General features: G+C 54.6%; 16 protein-coding genes and 1 other annotated feature. Of the genes, 13 read left to right on the forward strand and 3 right to left on the reverse strand.

Translation table 11 applies throughout. From position 1 onward, the window contains the following. The first annotated feature begins 86 nt into the window (after positions 1 to 86). The 6 genes from dgoR to ACMYSK_RS19415 all read left to right on the forward strand — a co-directional run bounded on the left by dgoR (position 87) and on the right by ACMYSK_RS19415 (position 6,381). Entirely contained in the window at positions 87 to 776 is a 690-nt protein-coding gene (gene dgoR, locus ACMYSK_RS19390; RefSeq protein WP_434637866.1) for a D-galactonate utilization transcriptional regulator DgoR, read from the forward strand. Beyond that, the gene (locus ACMYSK_RS19395; protein WP_434637868.1) at positions 773 to 1,687 is read left to right on the forward strand and encodes a 2-dehydro-3-deoxygalactonokinase; all 915 of its coding nucleotides are present in this window, start codon (positions 773 to 775) and stop codon (positions 1,685 to 1,687) included. The genes dgoR and ACMYSK_RS19395 overlap by 4 nt, the downstream gene beginning before the upstream one ends. Before the next feature lie 141 nt (positions 1,688 to 1,828). After that, positions 1,829 to 2,446: a 2-dehydro-3-deoxy-6-phosphogalactonate aldolase gene (locus tag ACMYSK_RS19400; protein ID WP_434637870.1), complete on the forward strand. Its 618-nt coding sequence runs from the start codon at positions 1,829 to 1,831 to the stop codon at positions 2,444 to 2,446. Further along, positions 2,443 to 3,591 carry a galactonate dehydratase gene (dgoD, locus tag ACMYSK_RS19405; protein ID WP_434637872.1) on the forward strand — a complete coding sequence of 383 codons (1,149 nt, stop codon included), beginning with the start codon at positions 2,443 to 2,445 and terminating at the stop codon, positions 3,589 to 3,591. Before ACMYSK_RS19400 ends, dgoD begins: the two co-directional genes overlap by 4 nt. Before the next feature lie 174 nt (positions 3,592 to 3,765). Continuing rightward, on the forward strand, positions 3,766 to 5,103 hold the full coding sequence (locus ACMYSK_RS19410) for an MFS transporter (RefSeq protein ID WP_434637874.1): 1,338 nt from the start codon (positions 3,766 to 3,768) through the stop codon (positions 5,101 to 5,103). Between the two features lie 51 nt (positions 5,104 to 5,154). Further along, a complete protein-coding gene (locus tag ACMYSK_RS19415) occupies positions 5,155 to 6,381 on the forward strand; it encodes a DUF3748 domain-containing protein (protein WP_434637876.1) in 1,227 nt (408 codons plus the stop codon). A 1-nt stretch (position 6,382) separates the two neighbouring features. On the opposite strand, the gene ACMYSK_RS19420 is transcribed toward ACMYSK_RS19415, so the two are convergent. Then, positions 6,383 to 6,715 carry a YceK/YidQ family lipoprotein gene (locus ACMYSK_RS19420; protein ID WP_434637877.1) on the reverse strand — a complete coding sequence of 111 codons (333 nt, stop codon included), beginning with the start codon at positions 6,713 to 6,715 and terminating at the stop codon, positions 6,383 to 6,385. A gap of 242 nt (positions 6,716 to 6,957) precedes the next feature. Then, positions 6,958 to 7,031, forward strand: a sequence feature (ROSE (Repression Of Heat Shock gene Expression) occurs in the 5'-region of heat shock genes and acts as an RNA thermometer to modulate expression.). Between ACMYSK_RS19420 and ibpA the strand changes: the two genes are divergently transcribed. The 3 genes from ibpA to ACMYSK_RS19435 all read left to right on the forward strand — a co-directional run bounded on the left by ibpA (position 7,025) and on the right by ACMYSK_RS19435 (position 9,822). Next, entirely contained in the window at positions 7,025 to 7,438 is a 414-nt protein-coding gene (gene ibpA / locus ACMYSK_RS19425; protein WP_434637879.1) for a small heat shock chaperone IbpA, read from the forward strand. (Overlaps the previous feature by 7 nt.) 116 nt (positions 7,439 to 7,554) lie before the next feature. Beyond that, entirely contained in the window at positions 7,555 to 7,983 is a 429-nt protein-coding gene (ibpB, locus tag ACMYSK_RS19430; protein ID WP_434637881.1) for a small heat shock chaperone IbpB, read from the forward strand. 177 nt (positions 7,984 to 8,160) lie between these two features. After that, positions 8,161 to 9,822 carry a putative transporter gene (locus ACMYSK_RS19435; protein ID WP_434637883.1) on the forward strand — a complete coding sequence of 554 codons (1,662 nt, stop codon included), beginning with the start codon at positions 8,161 to 8,163 and terminating at the stop codon, positions 9,820 to 9,822. On the opposite strand, the gene ACMYSK_RS19440 is transcribed toward ACMYSK_RS19435, so the two are convergent. Then, the gene (locus ACMYSK_RS19440; RefSeq protein WP_434637885.1) at positions 9,790 to 10,536 is read right to left on the reverse strand and encodes a GntR family transcriptional regulator; all 747 of its coding nucleotides are present in this window, start codon (positions 10,534 to 10,536) and stop codon (positions 9,790 to 9,792) included. The genes ACMYSK_RS19435 and ACMYSK_RS19440 overlap by 33 nt on opposite strands. A 298-nt stretch (positions 10,537 to 10,834) precedes the next feature. Here ACMYSK_RS19440 and ACMYSK_RS19445 point away from each other — a divergent pair, with 298 nt between their 5' ends. The 4 genes from ACMYSK_RS19445 (at position 10,835) to ACMYSK_RS19460 (ending at position 14,584) form a co-directional block, all read left to right on the forward strand. Next, positions 10,835 to 12,457, forward strand: a complete 1,623-nt coding sequence (locus ACMYSK_RS19445) for an alpha-glucoside-specific PTS transporter subunit IIBC (protein ID WP_434637887.1) — start codon at positions 10,835 to 10,837, stop codon at positions 12,455 to 12,457. Further along, entirely contained in the window at positions 12,454 to 13,776 is a 1,323-nt protein-coding gene (locus ACMYSK_RS19450) for a 6-phospho-alpha-glucosidase (RefSeq protein ID WP_434637889.1), read from the forward strand. Before ACMYSK_RS19445 ends, ACMYSK_RS19450 begins: the two co-directional genes overlap by 4 nt. 108 nt (positions 13,777 to 13,884) lie before the next feature. Then, positions 13,885 to 14,232: a YidH family protein gene (locus ACMYSK_RS19455; protein WP_434637891.1), complete on the forward strand. Its 348-nt coding sequence runs from the start codon at positions 13,885 to 13,887 to the stop codon at positions 14,230 to 14,232. Continuing rightward, positions 14,222 to 14,584, forward strand: a complete 363-nt coding sequence (locus ACMYSK_RS19460; RefSeq protein ID WP_434637893.1) for a DUF202 domain-containing protein — start codon at positions 14,222 to 14,224, stop codon at positions 14,582 to 14,584. The genes ACMYSK_RS19455 and ACMYSK_RS19460 overlap by 11 nt, the downstream gene beginning before the upstream one ends. Before the next feature lie 48 nt (positions 14,585 to 14,632). On the opposite strand, the gene dsdA is transcribed toward ACMYSK_RS19460, so the two are convergent. Next, positions 14,633 to 15,961: a D-serine ammonia-lyase gene (gene dsdA, locus ACMYSK_RS19465; RefSeq protein ID WP_434637894.1), complete on the reverse strand. Its 1,329-nt coding sequence runs from the start codon at positions 15,959 to 15,961 to the stop codon at positions 14,633 to 14,635. Between the last annotated feature and the right edge of the window lie 11 nt (positions 15,962 to 15,972).

Below are 15,972 nucleotides of genomic sequence, written 5' to 3' on the forward strand. Positions count from 1 at the left end.
ATAGCATCACGTTTGTACTGCAAAGGTGAGGTAAAAACCGGCAGTCAGGGTAAAGTAAGGCAGAGTGATTTCTTAAAGGACATGCCATGAACCTGACTAAAACCGATCGCATCATCATGACGTTGGGCCGCCAGATTGTGGGGGGCAAGTACGTTCCCGGCTCGGCACTGCCGGCGGAAGCAGAGCTGTGTGAAGAGTTTGAAACCTCGCGCAACATTATTCGTGAAGTGTTTCGCTCTTTAATGGCAAAGCGGCTGATTGAAATGAAGCGTTATCGTGGCGCTTTCGTCGCGCCGCGTAACCACTGGAATTACCTGGATACTGAGGTGTTGCAGTGGGTGCTTGAGCATGATTACGACCCGCGTCTTATTGGCGCAATGAGCGAAGTTCGTAATCTGGTTGAGCCGGCCATTGCTCGCTGGGCGGCAGAACGCGCGACCTCGAGCGATCTGGCGCAGATTGAAGACGCGCTCAACGACATGATAGCCAATAACCAGGACCGGGATGCATTTAATGAAGCCGACATTCGTTATCACGAGGCGGTGTTGCAGTCGGTGCATAACCCGGTTCTACAGCAGCTGACGGTAGCCATCAGCTCGTTACAGCGAGCCGTGTTTGAACGGACGTGGATGGGCGATGAGGCCAACATGCCGAAAACGCTCCAGGAACATAAGGCGCTGTTTGATGCGATCCGGCATCAGGATAGCGAAGCGGCAGAGCAGGCGGCGCTCACCATGATCGCCAGCTCAACACGACGGTTAAAGGAAATCACATGATATCTCGCTACATCGCAATTGACTGGGGATCGACCAATCTGCGCGCCTGGCTTTATCAGGGCGATGAATGCCTGGAGAGCAGGCAATCAGAAGCTGGCGTCACTCGCCTCAACGGCAAGTCCCCGGCTGCGGTGTTTAGCGACATAACCGAAAGCTGGCTCAATGGCGCCACTCCGGTAGTGATGGCGGGAATGGTGGGCAGTAATGTGGGATGGAAAACTGCGCCCTATCTGCCGGTTCCCGTCCATTTCTCGGCAATTGGCCAGCAATTAACCGCTGTTAGCGACAATATCTGGATTGTTCCTGGACTGTGCGTCTCTCGTGATAACAACCATAACGTGATGCGCGGTGAAGAGACGCAGCTGCTCGGGGCGCAGGCCCTTTCGTCCGCTTCTGTTTATGTTATGCCTGGCACCCATTGCAAATGGGTACAGGCCGACAGTCAGCAGATCCACGATTTTCGCACCGTTATGACCGGAGAGCTGCATCACCTGCTGCTGCGCCACTCGCTGGTGGGGGCTGGGTTACCGGAGCAAATATCGGCCCCCACCGCATTCCGCGCCGGTCTCGAGCGCGGACTGACTTCTCCTGACATATTGCCGCGGCTCTTTGAGGTTCGCGCGGCTCACGTGCTGGGTTCACTTCCGCGTGAGCAGGTTAGCGAGTTTTTGTCCGGCCTGCTGATTGGCGCCGAAGTTGCCACCATGAGCGAACAGTTTACCGGGCCGCAGGCAATAACGCTGGTCTGCGGAGCGTCGCTGGCCTCGCGCTACGCTCAGGCATTCCACGCTCTCGGGCGTGATGTGGCGACGGTCGATGGCGATGCGGCTTTTCAGGCGGGTATACGCTTCATTATTCAATCTGCCTCTCTGTCGACCGCGGGCGCACTTCGTCCCGTCCCTCATCCCTGAGGCGACAGCTGCACGCAGCATTCCAGTCTGTTTCTGAGCGATGGGGTTTCCCGAACGCTGAATCAAGCATACGTCTGAGGACTCTCAGGCGCGCGGCTCGACGCATTCTTAATGGTTTTGTGTAACTAAGGAGCATCGCAAATGCAGTGGCAAACAAAGATTCCGTTAATCGCAATTCTGCGCGGCGTAACGCCAGAAGAGGCGCTGGCACACGTTGGCGCTGTGATTGATGCCGGGTTCGACGCCGTTGAAATTCCGCTGAATTCTCCCCGTTGGCAGCAGAGCATTCCGGCGATTGTTGAGGCTTTTGGCGATCGGGCGCTGATCGGTGCAGGCACCGTGCTGCAACCGGAACAGGTAGATGAGCTGGCGAAAATAGGCTGTCGGCTGATTGTTACGCCCAATATCCAGACCGAGGTTATTCGCCGTGCGGTGGGCTATGGCATGACGGTCTGCCCGGGATGTGCCACCGCGACCGAAGCGTTCACCGCGCTCGACGCCGGGGCGCAGGCGCTAAAGGTATTCCCATCCTCTGCTTTTGGGCCGGACTATATCAAGGCGTTGAAAGCCGTATTACCGCCGGAGATCCCTGTGTTCGCCGTTGGCGGCGTAACGCCGGAGAATCTGAGGCAATGGATTGATGCCGGTTGTGCCGGTGCCGGGCTGGGTAGCGACCTTTATCGCGCCGGGCAGTCCGTCGAACGAACCGCTCAGCAGGCAACCGCATTTGTTAAAGCGTATCGAGAGGCAGTGCAATGAAAATAACCAAACTCACCACGTACCGTTTACCCCCTCGTTGGCTGTTCCTGAAAATTGAAACGGATGAAGGGGTTGTTGGCTGGGGCGAACCGGTGATTGAAGGGCGTGCGCGTACCGTGGAAACGGCCGTTCACGAGCTGGGAGACTATCTGATTGGTGCCGATCCGGCACGTATCAATGATTTGTGGCAGGTGATGTACCGCGCTGGTTTTTATCGCGGTGGCCCGATTCTGATGAGTGCGATTGCCGGTATTGACCAGGCGTTGTGGGACATCAAAGGTAAGGTGCTGAATGCGCCGGTCTGGCAACTGATGGGCGGCCTGGTACGCGACAATATCAAAGCTTACAGCTGGGTCGGGGGCGATCGCCCTGCCGAAGTCATTGATGGTATTAAAAAGCTGCGTGAAATTGGCTTTGATACCTTCAAACTAAACGGCTGTGAAGAGATGGGCGTTATCGATAATTCACGCGCGGTGGATGCGGCGGTGAATACCGTGGCGCAAATTCGCGAGGCTTTCGGTAATGAAATTGAATTTGGCCTCGATTTTCATGGCCGAGTCAGCGCGCCAATGGCCAAAGTATTAATTAAGGAACTGGAACAATATCGCCCGCTGTTTATTGAAGAACCGGTGCTGGCGGAGCAGGCGGAATATTATCCGAAGCTGGCGGCACAAACGCATATTCCTATCGCTGCCGGCGAGCGGATGTTCTCGCGCTTTGAGTTTAAACGCGTACTGGAGGCGGGCGGCCTGGCTATTCTGCAACCTGATCTTTCCCACGCCGGCGGTATTACCGAATGCTATAAAATCGCCGGGATGGCCGAAGCTTACGATGTGGCGCTGGCGCCGCACTGCCCGTTAGGGCCGATTGCCCTGGCCTCCTGTCTGCATATCGACTTTGTCTCACGCAATGCGGTGCTTCAGGAACAAAGCATGGGCATTCATTATAACAAGGGCGCGGAGCTGCTCGATTTTGTGAAAAATAAAGAGGACTTCAATATGACCGGCGGTTTCTTTAAACCGTTAATGAAGCCGGGACTGGGCGTAGAAATAGATGAAGCCCGGGTTATCGAACTGAGTCAAAATGCGCCGGACTGGCGTAATCCGCTGTGGCGGCATGAGGATGGTTCCGTCGCGGAATGGTAAATGGGCGTCATATTTCACGCCGCAGGTGTGTTGGCTGCAATTGCGCACCTCAGTCACTTACTCATGTAAGCTCCTGAGGATTTGCAATTTTTCCGCCTTCCTGCAACGCGAACTATGTAGATCATTCGTAAGCAAAATAAAAATTTTAAACACACCCTCTGTAAACTACAGGGCATGGTGAGCGGCTTCGCTATGCCCAAAATCTGGAGACAGATTGCGATGGATATTTCAGTTACCGCTGTAAAACCGGGGCGCCGCCGTTATTTGACGCTATTTATGATCTTTATTACCGTCGTCATTTGCTATGTTGACCGCGCCAATCTCGCCGTGGCATCCGCCCATATTCAGGAGGAGTTTGGTATCACGAAAGCGGAAATGGGCTACGTTTTTTCCGCTTTTGCCTGGCTTTATACGCTGTGTCAGATCCCGGGCGGCTGGTTTTTGGACCGGGTTGGTTCACGGCTGACCTACTTTATCGCGATCTTTGGCTGGTCGGTGGCGACCCTGTTTCAGGGGTTTGCCTCGGGGCTCATGTCATTGATTGGATTGCGGGCAATTACCGGGATTTTTGAAGCACCGGCCTTTCCGACCAATAATCGGATGGTGACCAGCTGGTTCCCGGAGCATGAACGCGCCTCCGCCGTGGGATTTTATACTTCCGGGCAGTTTGTCGGGCTGGCTTTCCTCACTCCGCTGCTGATCTGGATTCAGGAAATGCTGAGCTGGCATTGGGTCTTTATCGTAACCGGCGGCATCGGCATTGTCTGGTCATTAATTTGGTTCAAGGTTTATCAGCCGCCGCGTCAGACGAAAAGTATTAGTAAAGCAGAGCTGGATTATATTCGCGACGGCGGTGGTCTGGTGGATGGCGATGCGCCGGTAAAAAAAGAGGCGCGACAGCCGCTGACCAAAGCCGACTGGAAGCTGGTCTTTCACCGTAAACTGATCGGGGTTTACCTGGGGCAGTTTGCCGTGACGTCGACGCTATGGTTCTTCCTGACCTGGTTCCCGAACTATCTGACGCAAGAGAAAGGTATTACCGCGCTGAAGGCTGGATTTATGACGACCGTTCCCTTCCTGGCGGCCTTCTTTGGGGTACTGCTCTCCGGGTGGTTGGCCGATAGACTGGTGAAAAAAGGCTTCTCGCTTGGCGTGGCCCGTAAAACGCCGATTATCTGCGGTTTGCTGATTTCGACCTGCATCATGGGGGCCAACTACACCAATGACCCGGTATGGATCATGGTGCTGATGGCGGTGGCCTTCTTCGGCAACGGTTTTGCCTCCATCACCTGGTCGCTGGTCTCTTCGCTGGCGCCGATGCGTCTGATTGGCCTGACGGGCGGAGTGTTTAATTTCGTGGGGGGGCTGGGTGGCATTACCGTTCCGCTGGTGATTGGCTATCTGGCACAGGACTATGGTTTTGGCCCGGCGCTGGTCTATATCGCCGCGGTAGCGCTGATGGGCGCGCTGTCCTATATCCTGCTGGTGGGTGATGTTAAACGTGTAGGCTAATCTTGCCCGATGCTATACCCTGATGTGAACGTTGTGCATCAGGGTATCTCTATGAAACAAGTCACCTTTGCTCCCCGCCATCATCAGCTAACCAATACGCGCACCTGGACTGCGGACAGCCAGTGGCTGGTTTTCGACGTCCGTCCGTCTGGCGCTTCCTTTACCGGTAAGACGATTGAACGGGTTAATGTGCAAACCGGTGCCGTAGAAATCCTTTATCGCGCGGATCACGGGGCTCATGTCGGCGTGGTGACCGTTCATCCTTCATTGGATAAATATGTCTTTATACACGGCCCGGAGCACCCGGATGAAAACTGGCAGTACGATTTCCATCATCGTCGCGGTGTAGTGACATATCAGGGCACAACGCACAATCTTGATGCGATGGACATCACCGCACCGTATACGCCAGGTGCGTTGCGCGGCGGCAGCCACGTTCATGTCTATAGCCCAAACGGGCAGTACGTCAGCTTTACCTATAACGATCATGTTCTGCACGAACGCTCCGCCGCTCTTGATCTCAGGAACGTCGGGGTTGCGACGCCTTATGGGCCGGTGACCCCTGGTGGCCAGCATCCGCGTGAATATAGCGGTAGCCACTGGTGTGTACTGGTCAGTCGGACAACGCCGACGCCGGTGCCGGGCAGCGATGAGATTAATCGCGCCTATGAAGAAGGATGGGTGGGTAACCATACGCTGGCATTTATCGGCGATACGCTGTCGATCAATGGCGATAAAATCCCTGAGCTGTTTATGGTGACGCTACCCGAGGATGAACAAGGCTGGAAACAGCAGGGCGATGCGCCGCTGGCAGGCACGGATAGCACCATGCCAGCACCGCCGCACGGCGTGATGCAGCGACGTTTAACGTTCACTCACCATCGCCGTTATCCGGGGCTGGCCAGTACACCGCGACACTGGGTGCGGGCAAACCCGCAGGCGACGCAGATTGCCTTTTTGATGCGTGATGAGGCCGGTGTGGTTCAGCTGTGGCTGATTTCGCCGCAGGGCCGCGATCTGCGGCAGCTTACCCATAACGTTAATGATATTCAGTCGGCGTTTAACTGGCACCCGTCAGGAGAATGGCTGGGATTTGTACTGGATGACCGCATCGCTATCTGTCATGCCAGGAGCGGTGAAATTACATTTTTGACTGCCGATCATGAAAACCCACCTTCAGCGGATGCTGTGGTGTTTTCACCGGACGGGAAGCACCTTGCCTGGATGCAGGATGCAGAGGGCTATCGCCAGCTGTGGATAACCGAAGTCGCGCTTTAGATCAAGGTGAGGGCATTGCCGCTGGCGGAATCACAGAGTTGGTCGCCAGCGAGTCCTTCTCACTTTTCTCGACGCGTGATTTTATCGAGCTGTCGGTGCGGAACATATCCCACGGCAGCAGAAGCGTATCCATCACCGCCGTAAAGGGCATATCAAGAGCGACCAGGGATTTTGTTCCCCAGTTGGCATCACTGTTCCCCAGCATTTGTGCGCTGGCACGGGTTCCCGGATAGGTTCCTTCCTTTCCGCCGGTATGTGACATCACGCTGGAGCAACCGCTCAAACTCACTATCCCGCTGAACAGGACCAGCTTTAACAGACCGCTTTTCATCATTCTTCCATCGTCGTTTCGGGCATTGAGGTAACCTTCACATCGGTTATATCGAGCCATTCCGTGAATGCCTAGCGTTATTACGCTGCACTGTGGCAGGCATCGCATTTTGCCTTTTGTGCTGTCCACCCAGTCTAAGCAATCGGCAGGAAACTGCAAAAAAAAATGGCTTTTTACGCTTGAAAACGCCCAGGGAAGCCACATTTTAAGAATGTGGCCCGATGAGAATACGCCTGCGGGGTATTCCGGGTAATAACGACCTGTCCATGATGGAAGGTCAAAAATTCTCGCTGATTTCAGGAGCTTTTTATTATGCGTAATTTCGATCTCTCTCCGCTGTATCGTTCTGCTATTGGTTTTGACCGTCTTTTTAATCTGTTAGAAAACAATCAGAGCCAGAGCAATGGCGGCTACCCTCCGTACAACGTCGAGCTGGTAGATGAAGACCATTACCGCATCGCCATCGCCGTGGCCGGTTTCGCTGAGAGCGAACTGGAGATCACTGCGCAGGATAACTTGTTGATTGTAAAAGGCGCCCACGCGACCGAGCAAAAAGAACGTACCTATCTTTATCAGGGCATTGCGGAACGCAACTTTGAGCGCAAATTCCAGTTGGCGGAAAATATCCATATCCGCGGCGCAAACCTGGTGAACGGCCTGCTGTATATCGTTCTGGAACGTGTGATTCCGGAAGCGGACAAACCGCGCCGTATCGAAATTAACTAATTTTGTTCGGGTCGCCATGCGGCCCGATACTGGCAAACTTGCTCGCCGTCAGGGGGCAAATGTAAATCCACAGGATTTGCAGATATCAACTCGCTTCTTAGAAGGAGAAATACATTATGCGTAACTACGATTTATCCCCACTGCTGCGTCAATGGATCGGTTTTGACAAACTGGCCAATGCACTGCAATCCACCAGTGAAAGCCAGAGCTTCCCACCGTATAACATTGAAAAAAGCGACGATAACCACTATCGCATTACGCTTGCGCTGGCCGGTTTCCGTCAGGAAGATCTGGATATTCAGCTGGAAGGGAGATGCCTGAGCGTGAAAGGTACGCCGCAGCAGGCTGACAAAGAGACGAAATGGCTGCACCAGGGGTTAGTCAGTCAGGCCTTTAGCCTGAGCTTTACCCTGGCAGAAAATATGGAAGTCTCCGGCGCCACGTTCAATAACGGGTTGCTGCACATTGATTTAACCCGTGATGAGCCGGAAGTTGTTATCCCGCAGCGAATCGCAATTAGCGAGCGTCCGGCCCTCGACAGCTAAGATGACATCGCAGATAAAGCCCCGATTTTCGGGGCTTTTTTTTGCGTTAACAAAACTGATTCTCCGGCCTACGCCGTTCAGATGACCCGCTGATTATTGTGCGCCAGGCTGCATACAGGCCCGGAGGCTTAGGCCATAATCCATGGTGTTGATAATGTTATTCACAGGGAACAGACGATGAGTGATATAGCATTGACCGTCAGCGTTCTGGCGCTGGTGGCGGTAGTCGGATTGTGGATCGGCAATGTCAAAATTCGCGGCGTCGGGTTTGGTATTGGCGGCGTGCTGTTTGGCGGCATTATCGTTGGCCACTTTGTGGATAAGGCAGGTATCGCTCTTAGTAGCCCGATGCTGCACTTCATCCAGGAATTTGGCCTGATTCTCTTCGTTTATACCATCGGTATCCAGGTGGGACCGGGTTTCTTCGCCTCTCTGCGTGTCTCCGGGCTGCGGCTCAATCTCTTCGCCATCCTGATTGTTATTCTCGGTGGGCTGGTAACCGCGGTGCTGCATAAGCTCTTTCATATCCCGCTGCCGGTGGTGCTCGGTATTTTCTCCGGGGCCGTGACCAATACGCCAGCGCTGGGGGCCGGGCAGCAAATTCTGCGCGATCTTGGCGTACCGTTTGACGTTGTCGACCAGATGGGGATGAGCTATGCCATGGCCTACCCGTTTGGCATTTGCGGCATTTTGCTGACCATGTGGCTGGTGCGCCTGTTCTTTCGCGTTAACGTAGAAAAAGAGGCCCAGCAGTTTGATGAAAGCAGCGGGAACGGGCACGCGGTGCTACAAACGATCAACGTCCGCGTCGAAAACCCCAACCTGAATAATATGGCGATTCAGGACGTGCCGATGCTCAACAGCGATAAGCTGATATGCTCCCGTCTCAAGCGTGAAGATCTGCTGATGGTGCCTGCTCCGGGGACGTTAATTCAGACCGGCGACCTGCTACATCTGGTCGGGCGCCCGGAGGATTTACATAACGCGCAGCTGGTTATCGGCAAGGAAGTTTCAACCTCACTTTCAACTCGCGGTACGGATTTAAAAGTTGAGCGGGTGGTCGTCACCAATGAGAAAGTGTTAGGGAAGCGGATCCGCGACCTGCATTTTAAACAGCGCTATGACGTGGTCATTTCGCGACTTAATCGCGCCGGGGTTGAGCTGGTCGCCAGCAGCCACGCCAGCCTGCAGTTCGGCGATATTCTTAACCTGGTCGGTCGCCCGGAAGCGATTGATGCGGTTGCCGCTGAGCTGGGTAACGCCCAGCAAAAATTGCAGCAGGTGCAAATGCTGCCGGTCTTTATTGGCATTGGTCTGGGGGTTTTGCTGGGCTCCATTCCGCTGTTTATTCCCGGTTTCCCGGTGGCCTTGAAGCTGGGGCTCGCCGGTGGGCCATTGATTATGGCGCTGATCCTCGGGCGAATCGGGAGTATCGGGAAGCTCTACTGGTTTATGCCGCCGAGCGCCAACCTTGCCCTTCGTGAGCTGGGGATCGTGCTGTTTCTGGCCGTCGTCGGGCTGAAGTCTGGCGGTGATTTTGTCGTCACGCTGACCGAAGGAGACGGATTAAGCTGGATTGCCTACGGTATTTTTATCACCGCCATTCCTCTGCTGGCGGTCGGCATTCTGGCTCGGCTGCTGATGAAGATGAACTATCTGACCCTGTGCGGCATGCTGGCCGGGTCGATGACCGACCCGCCGGCGCTGGCTTTCGCTAACAACCTGCACGCCACCAGCGGGGCGGCGGCGCTGTCATATGCCACGGTCTATCCGCTGGTCATGTTTTTACGCATCATTACGCCGCAGCTACTGGCCGTGCTGTTCTGGGGGATGGGCTAACGGCATATCCAGGTGGACGCGCCGCAGATGGTAGTCCACCTGATATTCACTGGCGTTGCGGAACATCACCGAATAGTTCAGAAACTCACCGCTGTCGCTGTAGGAAAGCGAGGTTATCCGCAGCAGCGGCGTTTGTTCCGGCACATTCATCGACCGCGCCAACTGCTTGTCTGCCAGCACTGGCGTCAGGCTTTCATAGTTGCCGCTAATGGTTATCCCACACTCTTTCTCGATGTAATCGAATTTTGACCCTTCCAGATGTACCAGCGACAGGTTGCGGAACAATTTGACCGGCATATAGCTGTCTTCCAGCATCAGGGGTTTTCCATCCACGTAGCGCACGCGGCGAGAGAAGTAGATCCGCTCATTGATCTGTATTCGCAGCTGGCTGGCGATAGCCGGCGGAGCTGGCATAACTTCGAATACCAGCACCTCGCTCACCACCTCTTTGCCCTGCTTGCGTAACACCTCGGCAAGCCCGGTGAGATTCGTGGTTTCGTGGTGCACATCTTTGCGGGCGACAAAGGTACCGGAACCGTGCCGGCGAACGACCAGCCCCCAGCTAATCAGCAGCTCGATAGCCTTGCGGATCGTCATCCGCGCCACGCCAAACTCTTCCGCCAGCTTTTTCTCCCCCGGCAACGGGCTACCGATATTGAAATCGGAGGAATTTAGCCGAAGACGCAATCTGTCTGCGATAGATTTATAGATCACCAGTAGACCTCTGTTCCACTCTTCATAAGGAGTGCTAAACGATATGTATTGAAGGAAAATCCTTTTAATACATAAAGATATTATTTATTTATCACGATGGATTAATCGTCGTAATTCATGTTGTCTATTTTTAACACCAAAAGTAGACAACATGGGGGAAATTAAAACCATGAAAGGGATCACGAATCGCAGTGCCGCCGCATGTTGTCAGACGAGGAAATTCCTATTCTCGATTTAGGCCGATACTCAAGACAAATAAGGCCTCTTACCCTACTGGTTGTTAAATGAGGATTTTAAAATGCTCAGTCAAATACAACGTTTTGGCGGCGCCATGTTTACCCCGGTTTTACTGTTTCCTTTTGCCGGGATCGTGGTGGGTATAACCATTATGCTGCGCAACCCCATGTTTGTTGGCGAAGCGCTTACGGCACCTGATTGTTTATTTGCTCAGATTGTTCACATTATTGAAGAGGGCGGCTGGACGGTATTTCGCAATATGCCGCTGATTTTCGCCGTCGGCTTACCGATTGGCCTCGCAAAGCAGGCTCAGGGCCGGGCCTGTCTGGCCGTACTGGTGAGTTTCCTGACGTGGAACTACTTCATTAACGCCATGGGGATGACCTGGGGCCACTTTTTCGGCGTCGATTTTTCTGCCGATCCCACGGCCGGTAGCGGCCTGACGATGATTGCCGGCATTAAAACGCTGGATACCAGCATCATCGGGGCGATCGTTATTTCCGGAATCGTTACCGCGCTACATAACCGCTATTTTGATAAACCGTTGCCGGTATTTCTCGGTATTTTCCAGGGCTCTTCATTTGTTGTCATCGTTGCCTTCCTGGCGATGATCCCCTGCGCCTGGTTAACGCTGCTGGGCTGGCCAAAGGTGCAGATGGGTATTGAATCTCTGCAGGCCTTTTTACGCTCAGCCGGGGCGCTGGGGGTCTGGGTCTATATTTTCCTTGAGCGCATTCTGATTCCTACCGGGCTACATCACTTTGTCTACGGACCGTTTATTTTTGGCCCGGCAGTGGTGGAAGGCGGCATTCAGGTGTACTGGGCGCAGCATTTGCAGGAGTTCAGCCAGAGTACCGAACCGCTGAAAGCCCTGTTCCCGGAAGGCGGTTTCGCCCTGCACGGCAACTCGAAGGTCTTTGGCTCCGTCGGGATTGCGCTGGCTCTCTACTTTACCGCGGCGCCTGAAAACCGCGTGAAGGTGGCCGGGTTGCTGATTCCGGCAACGCTAACCGCCATGCTGGTAGGGATTACCGAACCGCTGGAGTTTACCTTCCTGTTTATCTCCCCGCTGCTGTTTGCCGTCCATGCGGTGCTGGCCGCCACGATGGCGACGGTGATGTATATGTGCGGGGTCGTCGGTAACTTTGGCGGCGGTCTGCTGGACCAGTTCCTGCCGCAAAACTGGATCCCGATGTTCCATAACCATGCATCGATGATGTTCATCCAGATAGGCATCGGGGTGTGCTTCACCGCTATTTACTTCGTTATCTTCCGCGCCCTGATATTGCATTTCAACCTGAAAACACCGGGTCGCGAAGAGAGCGAAATCAAACTCTACAGCAAGGCGGATTACCAGGCGGCGCGCGGCAAAACAAGCGCAGCAGGTGCGACGGAATCCAAATTCGGCCAGGCCGCTGGTTTTCTGCAGGCGCTGGGTGGCGCGAGCAACATCGAAAGCGTCAACAACTGCGCCACACGGCTACGCATCACGCTGGTCGATATGACGAAAACACAAAGTGACGACGTCTTTAAAGCGCTGGGCGCTCACGGGGTAGTGCGTCGTGGCAACGCGATTCAGGTCATCGTAGGCCTGCATGTTCCCCAGGTTCGCGACCAGTTGGAATCCCTGATGAAAGATTCTCTACAGACCGAACAAACCACCATGACGGAGGCAGTATCATGAAAAAATTCTCAGTTGTTATCGCAGGCGGCGGCAGTACCTTCACGCCAGGTATCGTTTTGATGTTGTTAGCAAACCAGGACCGTTTCCCGCTGCGGGCACTGAAATTTTATGACAACGACGGCGCACGTCAGGAGACTATCGCCGAAGCATGTAAAGTGATTCTCAAAGAGCAGGCGCCGGAGATTGAGTTCAGCTATACCACCGATCCGCAGGCGGCTTTTACCGACGTTGATTTTGTCATGGCGCATATCCGTGTTGGCAAATATCCGATGCGTGAAAAAGATGAAAAAATCCCGCTGCGCCACGGCGTTCTGGGTCAGGAAACCTGCGGACCTGGCGGCATCGCCTACGGCATGCGTTCTATCGGCGGCGTGCTGGAGCTGGTGGACTATATGGAAAAATATTCACCGAACGCCTGGATGCTGAACTATTCCAACCCGGCGGCAATCGTAGCGGAAGCCACGCGTCGTCTGCGTCCGAATGCGAAAATCCTCAATATCTGTGATATGCCAATCGGCATTGAGGGACGCATGGCGCAAATTGTCGGCCTCAAAGACCGCAAACAGATGCGCGTACGCTACTACGGGCTGAACCACTTCGGCTGGTGGACGTCGATTGAAGATCTGCAGGGCAACGATTTGATGCCGAAGCTGCGCGAACATGTGGCGAAATATGGCTATGTTCCGCCGTCTAACGACCCGCATACCGAGGCCAGCTGGAACGATACCTTTGCTAAGGCTAAAGATGTGCAGGCGCTGGACCCGGACACCATGCCGAACACCTACCTGAAATACTATCTGTTCCCGGATTACGTTGTTGAGCACTCTAACCCGGCGCGTACCCGTGCTAACGAAGTGATGGATCACCGCGAGAAAAATGTCTTCAGCGCCTGCCGCTCAATTATTGCCGCGGGTAAATCTTCTGCCGGCGATCTGGAAATCGATGAGCACGCCTCTTACATCGTGGATCTTGCAGCCGCCATTGCCTTCAACACCCAGGAGCGCATGCTGCTGATTGTACCGAACAATGGCGCAATCCATAATTTTGACGCCGATGCGATGGTGGAAATTCCGTGCCTGGTGGGCCACAACGGTCCAGAACCGCTGACAGTCGGTGATATTCCTAACTTCCAGAAAGGGATGATGAGCCAGCAGGTGGCGGTTGAGAAACTGGTGGTGGATGCCTGGGAACATCGCTCCTACCACAAGCTATGGCAGGCCATTGCGCTGTCGAAAACCGTACCGAGCGCATCCGTCGCGAAAGCGATTCTCGACGATCTGATTGAGGCCAACAAAGACTACTGGCCGGAACTGCATTAATTCTCACCTCGGCCGGCATCCATCGGATGCCGGTTCTTTCTCTGCTCCCCTGTTCGTAACAAATTACGCTATGCTGAAGCCTGCTTGCGCTACGAACAAGGAACCCTGATGAAAATCTCTCGCGTCGGCGAAGCACCGGATTACCGCTTCTCGCTGGCCAATGAACGCACCTTTCTGGCGTGGATCCGCACGGCATTAGGCTTTCTTGCCGCCGGGGTTGGTTTAGATCAGCTGGCACCGGATTTTGCCACACCGCTGATTCGCGAAGTGCTGGCACTGTTACTGTGTCTGTTTGCCGGCGGCCTGGCCATTTATGGCTACCTGCGCTGGTTGGGTAACGAAAAAGCGATGCGTCTGAAGCTGGACCTGCCTTATACCAGAACGCTACTGGTTATTAGCATATTGCTGGTCATTGTGGTGATCGTCGTGATGGGCCTGGTACTGTATGGCGGATAAGCGCCGGGTACGACGGGAAAGCGATCCGGGATTGCAGCCCGAACGGACATCGCTGGCCTGGTTTCGAACGCTGCTGGGCTACGCGGCACTGATGGCGCTGGCTATCAAACATAACTGGCATAGCGCCGGGATACTCTTCTGGTTATCGATTGGCATACTGGCGATTGTCGCAATCATCCTCTGGAGCTATACGTATCGCCGTAATCTGATGGATGTGGATGATAGCGATTTTGTCCAGCCACAGGCGATACGTGACAAGTTTTACATCGCCGTCGCAGTCCTTTCCCTGTCGCTCATGTTTGCGGCTACGCACCTGCGACAGATTGCTGTATTTCTTCAGGATATGACGTAACGAGAAGTGGGCTCAACGGCTTATCTTCCAGCCGTTGAGCCAGTGATGTTAGCGTCCCTTCGCCAGGTACTGCGCCATTTCTTCTTCCGGTACCATACCGCCGCCGGTCGCCCAGACCAGATGCGTGGCGTTGTGCATCTGGCTGTCCGTGAAGCTGTGCATCTGCGAATACGTCTTGCTGGCGCAAACGCGCTGAGGTCCGGCCATACCGGCCAGCGCAGACGGCTCCAGACGAATGTTTTCGGCTTTCGCCAGCCAGCCCAGCATGTCGTACATCGTCTGGTCACTAAGGGTATAGAAACCATCCAGCAGGCGCTCCATAGCCCTTCCGACAAAGCCGGAAGCTCGTCCAACGGCCAGACCGTCGGCAGCGGTCAGGTTATCAATACCCAGATCCTGGACCGAAATGTCATCATGCAGGCCGGTATGAACGCCGAGCAGCATGCAAGGAGAGTGCGTTGGTTCGGCGAAGAAGCAGTGTACATGGTCGCCAAAGGCCAGCTTCAGACCAAACGCTACCCCGCCAGGACCGCCGCCTACGCCGCACGGCAGATAGACAAACAGCGGATGATCGGCATCGACTACGCGCCCTTGCCGGGCAAACTGGGCCTTCAGGCGTTCACCTGCGACGGCATAACCGAGGAACAGCGTGCGTGAATTCTCGTCATCGATAAAGAAACAGTTGGGATCCGCTTCGGCGGCTTTGCGCCCCTGTTCGACCGCGACGCCATAATCCTGCTCGTATTCAATCACCGTCACGCCGTGGCTACGCAGCTTCGCCTTTTTCCATGCCCGGGCATCGGCTGACATATGCACGGTGACGTTAAAACCGACACATGCGCTCATGATGCCAATCGACATCCCCAGGTTACCCGTGGAGCCCACGGCGATGCTGTACTGGCTAAAGAACTGCTTAAATTCTGGCGTCAGCAGCTTGCGGTAGTCATCTGCAGGAGTGAGTAAACCAGCTTCCAGTGCCAGTTTTTCGGCGTGGGTGAGAACCTCGTAAATACCACCGCGGGCCTTGATGGAACCGGAGATCGGCAGATGGCTGTCTTTTTTCAGCAGCAGATCGCCGTAAATGGGCTGGGTAAAAGCCTGCTCCAGCCGTGTTTTCATTGCCGGGATAGCGACCAGCTCGGATTCAATAATTCCCCCGGTAGCGGCGGTTTCCGGAAACGCCTGTGCCAGATACGGCGCAAAGCGCTCAAGCCGGGCACGGGCGTCCTGAACATCGTCAGCTGTCAGGCCTACGTACGGTAAACCTTCCGCCAGCGAAGTGGTTGCCGGGTTAAACCAGGTGGTTTCTTTCAGGTCAATCAGGTCCTTCAGCAGAGGGAACCGGGCAAGTAAAGTGGTCATGTCAGCGTTTTTCATATTACGTCTCT

The organism is Klebsiella sp. I138 (genome assembly GCF_051131765.1).
In the GTDB taxonomy this organism is placed as follows: Bacteria; Pseudomonadota; Gammaproteobacteria; order Enterobacterales; family Enterobacteriaceae; genus Klebsiella.